The 8,714-nt window shown below is 56.7% G+C and carries 7 protein-coding genes and 1 pseudogene; 6 read left to right on the plus strand and 2 right to left on the minus strand.

What is annotated here, in order from left to right; all coding sequences use genetic code 11:
- Nucleotides 1–33: 33 nt before the first annotated feature.
- From B7L72_RS11845 to B7L72_RS11855, 3 genes and pseudogenes are all read left to right on the plus strand, one after another.
- Nucleotides 34–960 (plus strand): annotated as a pseudogene (locus B7L72_RS11845) (VPA1262 family N-terminal domain-containing protein); the annotation flags it as partial.
- Nucleotides 957–1,577 carry a hypothetical protein gene (locus tag B7L72_RS11850; protein WP_081194556.1) on the plus strand — a complete coding sequence of 207 codons (621 nt, stop codon included), beginning with the start codon at nt 957–959 and terminating at the stop codon, nt 1,575–1,577. The pseudogene B7L72_RS11845 and the gene B7L72_RS11850, both read left to right, overlap by 4 nt.
- On the plus strand, nt 1,574–3,556 hold the full coding sequence (locus tag B7L72_RS11855) for a hypothetical protein (protein WP_081194558.1): 1,983 nt from the start codon (nt 1,574–1,576) through the stop codon (nt 3,554–3,556). The genes B7L72_RS11850 and B7L72_RS11855 overlap by 4 nt, the downstream gene beginning before the upstream one ends.
- A gap of 489 nt (nt 3,557–4,045) precedes the next feature.
- On the opposite strand, the gene B7L72_RS11860 is transcribed toward B7L72_RS11855, so the two are convergent.
- Nucleotides 4,046–5,623: a cryptochrome/deoxyribodipyrimidine photo-lyase family protein gene (locus B7L72_RS11860; RefSeq protein WP_081194560.1), complete on the minus strand. Its 1,578-nt coding sequence runs from the start codon at nt 5,621–5,623 to the stop codon at nt 4,046–4,048.
- A gap of 107 nt (nt 5,624–5,730) precedes the next feature.
- Between B7L72_RS11860 and B7L72_RS11865 the strand changes: the two genes are divergently transcribed.
- Nucleotides 5,731–6,033, plus strand: coding sequence for an antibiotic biosynthesis monooxygenase family protein (locus B7L72_RS11865; protein ID WP_016915196.1), 303 nt, complete (start codon nt 5,731–5,733; stop codon nt 6,031–6,033).
- A gap of 36 nt (nt 6,034–6,069) precedes the next feature.
- On the opposite strand, the gene menA is transcribed toward B7L72_RS11865, so the two are convergent.
- Nucleotides 6,070–6,996: a 1,4-dihydroxy-2-naphthoate octaprenyltransferase gene (gene menA / locus B7L72_RS11870; RefSeq protein ID WP_081194561.1), complete on the minus strand. Its 927-nt coding sequence runs from the start codon at nt 6,994–6,996 to the stop codon at nt 6,070–6,072.
- 186 nt (nt 6,997–7,182) lie between these two features.
- Between menA and B7L72_RS11875 the strand changes: the two genes are divergently transcribed.
- Both B7L72_RS11875 and B7L72_RS11880 read left to right on the plus strand, forming a co-directional pair.
- Nucleotides 7,183–7,665, plus strand: a complete 483-nt coding sequence (locus B7L72_RS11875) for a DoxX family membrane protein (RefSeq protein WP_054641826.1) — start codon at nt 7,183–7,185, stop codon at nt 7,663–7,665.
- A 6-nt stretch (nt 7,666–7,671) separates the two neighbouring features.
- On the plus strand, nt 7,672–8,714 hold a 1,043-nt coding region (locus B7L72_RS11880; RefSeq protein ID WP_081194823.1), incomplete at its 3' end, for a chorismate-binding protein.

The raw sequence follows: 8,714 nt of genomic DNA on the forward strand, positions 1-8,714 counted from the left end.
GTTATTCTATGAATCTAGGGTTTTGTTCCTCGTGCAGGGGAGTCTCTGGCTAGCCTTAAGATCACCACCTTCGACGAACAAACCCACCTGCTTACAGACTTCACCACCCAGAGCATTCCCGCCGATGGCATTTTGGATATCGATAAAGGTGACTGCATAGGAACCTATGGCTATGTGGTGACTCACCAGCAACATGGCGTTTTGGCCTATAGCCCACCGTATCCATTCTTACGCCAAATGAACTTCTCGATGCATGTTGGCGCACAGGAAAAAAAGAAGGTCAGCGTCCCTACTGGCGAATCAGCCAATTCCCCACGCATGGAATATCCAGTAACGCAACGTTCAACACTTGCCTCGCAGAACCTCATAGGAGATGGGCCGCGTATACCCAGTCTAAACGCCCGCATTGCCATTGCGGCTGCACGCCGCGAAAAACTCGCAAACGCGAAACAATATGGCCAACGCTGGTTCCCAGACGGCTCCCGCGAAGAGGCTATGCGCTTTATCCAGGGCGAGCTGAGACGAGCCAAGTATAGAGTGGTGATTGCTGACCCTTATCTTGCCGGTTTGCAATTAGGGCAATTCCTGTATGCCGTCAATCCAGAAACCATCTCAGTGACCTTGCTGAGCTCAGGTCTCGCATTTAAATCGAAGGATCAAGAGCTCTCGAAGGTCGATGACTTCAGTCATCGGATCGCTCAACTGGAAAAAGATACCAAGTTAACTGTCAAGGCATACGTGCTCCGTTCATCCATCCTGCACGACCGCTTCTTGGTAATAGATGACACCGTTTGGTTCCTTGGCAATTCGCTGAACACCCTAGGCGACAAGGCCTCTCTGATTGTCAAACTTCCCAATCCAGATGAGATCATTGCCCAGCTTGAAGATATGCTGCAACAAGCAATATCCTTTGTTGACTATAAGAAGCGCCAAGCTAAGAGTCAGGACGCCGGGCCATGAAAGGGTTTGCTCCAAATATCCCGATTGCCCACAAGGCAGAGCGTCCATTTCCCAATAAAGAAATTCTCTGGGGCAGCCAGGGGGGTGGACAAACCTGCTTCCCGACATCCACTGCTGCCTATGAGCGGAAGTATTCCGCCGATCCTGTTCCCTTACAAAAATTTGGCAACGCGGTATCAGGTGCTCAAGAGAGAGTCTGGATTGTCGACGAATATTTGTTGATGCCTGATAGTGGAAAACCCGCAAAGCGAATCGAACAAATCCTAACCTGGTTGCCGTTATGGTTTGCTGCAAGCGATATTCGACTACTGACGAAACATCATCAAGAAGTCGATGAAGATGAGCTGAAGAAATTTCAGCAACGTGCGCAGGCAATCAATAACCAAGCGGTAAGGCGTGAGAAGGAGTGCCGCATTGAGCTCAGAATGCATCTCACAAGGGATTGCGATTTTGTCCACGACCGCTTTGCCATCATTGATGACGAACTTTGGCATTTTGGTGGAACAGTTGGCGGGTTTCATTCTAGAGTCAGCGCAGCCAGTCGAGGCTGGCGGGCAGCTGATCACGGTGCTATCAGTTTCTTTGAGGAAATCTGGAACGCAGGAGAACGAAAATGACCGAGCAATGGCCAAAAGAACGTCACGCCGAAACACAGGAAGCCTTTGCAGACACCCCGTTCAAGACTGCGCGAGATTTCCTCAACCTCTTGAATTTATTTCCTAACATCCAGCCCAAAGCTTTCGATGACGTCGTAAGCTGGATAGTAGAAAAAAATGGCGATATTTTTGAGTTGGAACAGCATTCGGCCCCTGTTGCCGACGAGTTCGCGCCGTCAACTGTGGATAACCATACTTTGCTGATGACGCTCGCTTGCGCTGCAGCATTAGCGCACACGCCGTCGTTGCGAACTTGGGGTAAAGTCAACGCATTCAAATACAACTCATGGCAACTTGAGAATTGGTTGAGTGAAGCCATGATAGCGTATGCTGAAGTTTATCCCTCAGCATGTGCTGCTTATGCCAATCTCGCTAAGGAAGCTTTTGCTGGGCTTGACGATTTCTCACTGCAATCTAGGTCGGAGCGCACCAACGAAGAGCGGGAAGGTGCCTGGGACAGTTGGGGAAAACGACATGACAAGCTCGAAGAAATATGGTGGGACTTGCGCAGTTGGAACGGTTTCATGAACTATCAAGAAGAGCTTCCGCTATTCCAAGTTTTCTACAAGTTGGAGCCGGACGAGTTCATTCGCACAATATCCAGATCTACCAATCCTTATTTGGTTAGCTCATTGTTATTCGTGGCAGGCATAGGCGCATTTTCTCCACGATTCTCTGAATGGAAACGAATGATTTCCGCAGCGCCAGTTGCTTTTGAACATGATGGTAATTGGAATGGCTCTGTCCTTATGCCGTTGCTTCTGGTTGATGCTCGCTACCAAATGCTAAACATAAGATCATCCCTTCGAAATTTGGACGCCACAACTGGTGACTTTGATGAGATAAAGCAGGAAATAGCCAACACTGCTGAACTCATCGCTGGCACACTTGCTACACGGCAGGATGCCGTAGCTATATTCTCGCGTTGGGCATCATGGTTGATGCGGCAAATGTTGAGTCAGACCGAAAAGGAAATCGCTAATGTTGAGTCTTCGGCGTTTGCCGATAATGCCTTGGTCGATGCAATTGGCAGAAGACTAGGAAATCGCTTATTGCCTCAGTCAGTTCCTAGTGATGCGCCTGTATGGGAAGCTTGGTGCTACCGTTGCGCACTTGCCTCTTTTGCCTATGATGGGCATATCCAGGTACCTGCTTGGGAAGGTTTTGCAAATGAATGGTGTCTTTCGCCTGAAGATTGGACCGGAGTTAAAGGGCGGTCTTTACGCGAGCACGCCAGCCTTTTAACCACTCTAAATAAAGAAATTCCGGGTGTTGCGGCGAACTTGCTGGCTTACCCAATAGCGCAATCCTGCTCTCCTTCTGAGGCATGGGTTCGATTGTGGAATGACGCTATCGTATTACGTGAAATTGTGGAATTCGGAGATTCAGACTCAGTTGAAGACGAATATAGCTCACGTTCTGAGGCGGGGCGGCTGTTGGTCTTACTCTTCAAAATCGGTCTGGCAATCTTCGACCAAAGTTCATCTCGTAGTTCCGACAATAATTCGCCTGAAACTAGATCTCTTGTCAGGCTATTTAAATCTCTCAATTCTGCTAAAAGCGAGATGCGGGAAATCGATAGCACATTAAATCATGATAAATGGCTTGTAATTTCCCAGCATTTAGCTGTCAGAAGAATGATTTGGGAGCCCTCCTCTAGCGACGAGATTGCAGCAAAGAGTTTTCAGGTTTTCAGAGCTGACGACAGCCCCACAGTCTCTGAATTTCTTATCGAAGCAAATGGTGATGTAATCGAGATGGGCGCCATTTTGCAATCCCTTTTGCTCAATGCTCCGAGTTTAAAGGTGAAAGCTGCACTCAATGCGGCATCAATTGACGTGGCCGGTATCGAGCAGTCGCTCAGGACTCTGAATGAATGCCAGCCAAGAAAATACCCTATCGATGAAGCTCAACTAAAAAAGCTCAGAGCGCTCGTATAATCTTTGACGAGTGATACATCTTTATTTTTAACGACGTTAGATAAACGTGGTGCCATATTGCTACGGTCACGAAACAATGAGATAAAGTAAAACAGATTGTCTGCAATCAGTTACCAGTAGGAAAATACTCGGTGTCTGAAGGGAAAAGCTTTTGAGATTTTAAGGTTGGTCTCAAATATAGAGGTGTTTTTGCTCGGCTTCGGATATACATCTCTGAGCGGGAAGGCCCAGGCAGTAATATGAAAGTTAGCCATCAGGAAATTTTTGTGAAGATCTACGACGATGGGTATAAATTTAAATTTTGATGGTTATTGGTTCTAAATAGTTCAAGGGTAAGAGTGCCCCTGTTCACAAGGAATGGCAGCCAAGTTGGTGAGGAATGCTGTTAACAAGGCACAGCAGTTCGCTGCCTACGTCCGCCGGACGCATTATCAGGTGGTGCACTTGAGAGGTCTACCACGCCTTCTGTCGTAGCTAATCATAACCGCTTTAACCCTCTTCCCCACCATCACCAAACAACAAAAGCTGCTGCCGATTATCAGCCTTCGCTTTTTTACCACGCCGAGCCGCTGGCCGCCGCTGGCTCGCCAGCTTATCCACAATCGCTTGGCTGGCATCCCTCGCTTCCGGCGTGCGGCGCAGTTCGTACAACATCTTCTTCCAGTGGCGCGCTTCGGCTTCGAAATCGTTGGGGATGGGGTAGTCGACGCCCGGCTGAAAGCCGAAGCGTTTTTGCAGGCTTTCCGGTAGCGCCCAGGGTTTGGCGCGCCATTCCATAGGTAGGGGCGCAAGCTCGGGCACCCAGCGGGCGATGAACTCGCCGGTGGGGTCGTTATCTTCTGCTTGCTTGATGGGGTTGTAGACCCGCAGGGCGTTGGTGCCGGTGGCGCCTGCCTGCATTTGTACCTGGGGGTAGTGAATGCCGGGTTCGAAGTCGGTGAATAGCCGCGCCAAATGTAAGGCTGGCTCAACCCAGTGCAGCCCCAGGCCGAAGGTGGCGTGGGAGATCAGCATGGCGCGCATGCGAAAGTTGATCCAGCCGGTGGCGGTCAGGCTGCGCATGCAGGCGTCCACCAGCGGCACGCCGGTTTGGCCGCGCTTCCAGGCGATCAGGTGCGGGTGTTCCGGGTCGCGCTCTCGTAGGCTGCGCAGCGCCGGGTGCAGGGTTTGCTGCTCGATGCTGGGTTCGCTTTCCAGTTTTTGAATGAAGTGGCAGTGCCAGTAGAGCCGCGAGGTAAAGGCGCGCAGCGAGCGGGCCCAGGCGGTGTCGTCGGCGTGCTTTTGCCGCTGGCGGCGCAGGGACTGCACCACTTCGCGCATCGAGAGCGTGCCCCAGGCCAGGTGCGGGGAGAGCCGCGATCCAAACTCCCAGGCCAGTAACGGCTTGGAAAGCGAGCCGCGATAGCGCCGCCCGCGCTGGGTAATAAAGCTCAGCCACAGCGCGCGGCCTTCACTGCGCCCGCCGCGCTGGCGTTGGGGACAGGGCGTGGCATCGAACCCCAGGGTCAGCGAGGGCAGTTGCGTTACGTCTACGTGATGAAAGGCTTCCCAGCCGGGTGCGGCCACCGCTGCTTGTGGCGCGGGGCAGGTGGGGGCGGCCATCAGCGTTTCCCAGTGGTTTTCCCAGCGGGATTGGTGCCCGGTGCGGCTGCTCAGCCCGCGAATCACGCCCTGCTGGCGGGCTTCCTGCCAGGGCACCTGGTGGGCGTGGCACCAGGCCTGAACGCGCTGGTCCCGCGCGAAGCTCCAGGCGTTGCCGGTCTCCTGGTGGGAGTGCAGCACCAGTTCTCCATAGTGGGCTTTGAGGGCGGCCAGGCACTCCAGCATATCGCCTTGCCACAGGCAGAGCGGCAGGCCCAGCGTGTCGAGCGCCTGGGCCAAGTCAACTAGCGAATCGGCGGCAAACTGCCAGTGGCGCAGGGCGCTGTCGGGCGTTTGCCACTGGTCGGGCTCGATGGCAAACAGCGGCAGCACCGGGCCTGCCGCTGCGGCGTTGGCCAGCGGTGCGTGATCGTGAATGCGCAAATCACGTTTGAACCAAACGACCTGAAGGGGGGGCTGAGCCATGAGCCGTAACGCCTGTTCGTCGCAATCTATTCGTGATGAGCGGAAGACGTTACCATCAAGCCAGCGTTGGCGTAATCACTCTATTCCCGATCAACAGGAGAGTCTCGATGTACATAGCCATGAACCGTTTTCGGATTGCCCCAGGCCGCGAAGAGGATTTTCTGGAGGTGTGGCGCAACCGCGATTCCCACCTGGAGGAAGTGCCGGGCTTCAAGGAGTTTCACATGCTGCAGGGCGAAAGCCAGGAAGAGCACACCGTGTTCATCTCCCACAGCGTGTGGGAATCCGAAGAGGCCTTCCGCGCCTGGACCAAGTCAGAGGCTTTCCGCAAGGCCCACGCCAATGCCAAATCGCCGGAAGGCATTTATCTTGGCCCGCCCAAATTCGAAGGCTATGAGGTCGTGCTGTAAGGCCTTTGACCCCAAGCCCCAAGCCCCAAGCCGCCGTCAGGCAAGCGCTAGCCCCACCGCGAGCAGCAGGCTGTAAACCAGCGTGGAAAGCGCGGTTTTCTTGAGCATGCCGGTTAGCTGCTCGCCATCCACGGTGCGGCTGAGCGTGCGCCCGGCGTCGTAGAGCGGCTTGGCCACCACCAGGCAGCTCCAGCCCACCCAGGGCACGGGCAGCCATACCAGATATCCCAGTGTCAGCAGCAGGGCGGCGCCCAGAAGCGCCCAGTGGTAGAGAATGGCCCGCCGTTTACCCAGCCTAACGGCCAGCGTCATCTTGCCGTGGCGGGCATCGCTGTGGATGTCGCGCACGTTATTGACGTTGAGCACGGCGGTGGCCAGCAAGCCGCACACGGCGGCGGGCAGTGTGGCCAGCCCGCTCAGGCTCTGGGTATGCAAATAGAGGGTTCCCAGCACGCCCAGCAGCCCAAAAAACACGAACACCGCCACGTCCCCCAGCCCACGATAGCCATACGGTTTGCCGCCCAGCCCCACGGTGTAAGTGATGGCCGCCAGCAAGGACGCGGCCCCCAGCAGCACGAATACCAGCCAGCTGCGCAGGTCGCTGCCAAAAGCGACGAACAGCAGCGACAACCCCGATATGGTCGCCGCCAGCCCGGTGAGCAGCATGCCCCGGCGCATGGCGTCTGGGGTCAATAGCCCACTGGCCACCGCCCGCACGGGGCCGGTGCGGCTAGCATCGTCCACCCCCGATTGGGCATCGCCATAATCGTTGGCCAGGTTGGAAAGCACCTGCAGCAGAATGGCCGTGAGCAGCGACAGCAGCAGCACCCCACCCTGAAAGCCACCCGCCTGCGCCGCCATGCCCGAACCCAGCAGGATCGAGGCGCAGGCCAGCGGCAGGGTGCGCAGCCGTGCGGCGAGCAACCAGGCATGGAGTGGGCGGTGTGGGGCGGTGTGTTCCATGGTGAGCATTCCTGTTGCAGTCGCTGAACTGGTCAGCGTGGCCGGTCGGTGTAGCCATCGGGCAGAGTGAACATTCGACTCTGTACCATTAATGGCAAAAACCACGACCTGGGTCAAAAAAGAGGTATCTGTCCTGACGCACACTGGGGCTTCCCCCTGAAAGTGAACGTGGCTGGAGTCTACGCGATGATCGGCGAGTTTTTCAGACAAAACAAATATGCTGCCCTGGTTTGGCTACTGCTGAGGCTGTACCTGGGCATTACCTGGCTGACCCTGGGCATCGGCAAGATGACCGGCGGCTTCAATGCCGAAGGGTTTTTGAGCAATGCCGTGGCCAACCCGGTCATGCGCGAAGGCAGCGTGGTCTACCCCAACTACGTGGCGTTTCTGGAGCATGTCGCGCTGCCGTATGCGGATGTGATCAACGTGATAATCCCGCTGGGGGAAGTGCTGGTGGGGCTGGGGCTGATCGTGGGCGTGTTGACCTGCTATGCCGCTTTTTTTGCCATCGTCATGAACATGTCGTTCTTGATGGCGGGCACGGTGTCCACCAACCCCTGGATGATCGCCCTGAGCTTTTTCCTGCTGGTGGCCGGTGCCAACGCCGGGCGCTATGGCGGCGACCGCTGGGTGCTACCCTATATCAGGCATCGGTTGTCAGGGAAGTAGTTTGCTATGCAGGTGATCCAGGCCGCAAAGGCGCTGGCAGCACAGCTGTCGGCGCTGGACCTTTTGGCATGCCGGGGTACGCAGAGCCTGAGCGTGCCCTGCGAGGTGGAGGATTTGGTGGGGTGGTTGAACGCACAGCGCGTGACGCCCCGCCTTTATTGGCAGCCGCGTGAGGCCTCGGCGGCGGGCTATGCCGTGCTGGGCGAAGCGCGAGCGTTTGACTCTCTGGTGGCGCTGCAGGTCGATATGCAGGCTCAAGCTCAGGCCCAGCCCGCCAGCGGCTCGCCCGACTATTTCGGCGGGGTAGCCTTCGATGCCCAGGCGGCGGGTTGGCCCGGGTTTGGTGACTGCCGCTTCATACTGCCCCGGGTGCTGCTCAAGCGTCAGCAGGGGCGGTGTACGCTTTCCGTGAACCTGCGCTTCGATGACCACCCTCCCGCCGAAGAGCTGGCCGCCGCCCAGGCGTGCCTGGCGGCCATCGCCCCTGAACAGCCGCTGCCCCCGGTGGCCCATGGCAGCTACCAGCGGTGTGATACGCCCACTCGGCGGGAGTGGGCCCGCTGGGTGTCGCAGGTGACCCAGCCCGAACGGCTGCAGCAACTTCCCAAAGTGGTACTTTCTCGAGAAACCTGCCTGACCGCCGAGCGCGTGCCCAGCCCCTGGGCCTTGCTGGGGCGCTGGCAGGCCGAGGCGCGGCACTGCTTTCATTTCGGGGTGCAGTGGGCGACCGGTACGGCGCTGATTGGCTGCTCCCCCGAACGGCTCTATCGCCGCCAGGGCCAGCAGCTGGTGACGGAGGCACTGGCCGGTACGGCCCGGCGGGGGCGTGACACGGCGCAGGACGAAGCGCTCGCCGGAGCGCTGCTGGCCGATAAAAAGAACGGCCTGGAAAACCAGTGTGTTTACCAGCAGCTGCTGACCCAGCTGGAGCCGCTGGCCCAGCGCCTGGAAATGGGCGAGGCCCACGTGGTGCCGCTGCGGTCCGTGCAGCATATTCGCCGCGAAATTCACGCCGAGCTGCACCCCTTCATCACCGACCAGCAGCTGCT

This window comes from Halomonas sp. BC1 (assembly GCF_002078135.1).
Taxonomy (GTDB): Bacteria; Pseudomonadota; Gammaproteobacteria; order Pseudomonadales; family Halomonadaceae; genus Vreelandella; species Vreelandella stevensii.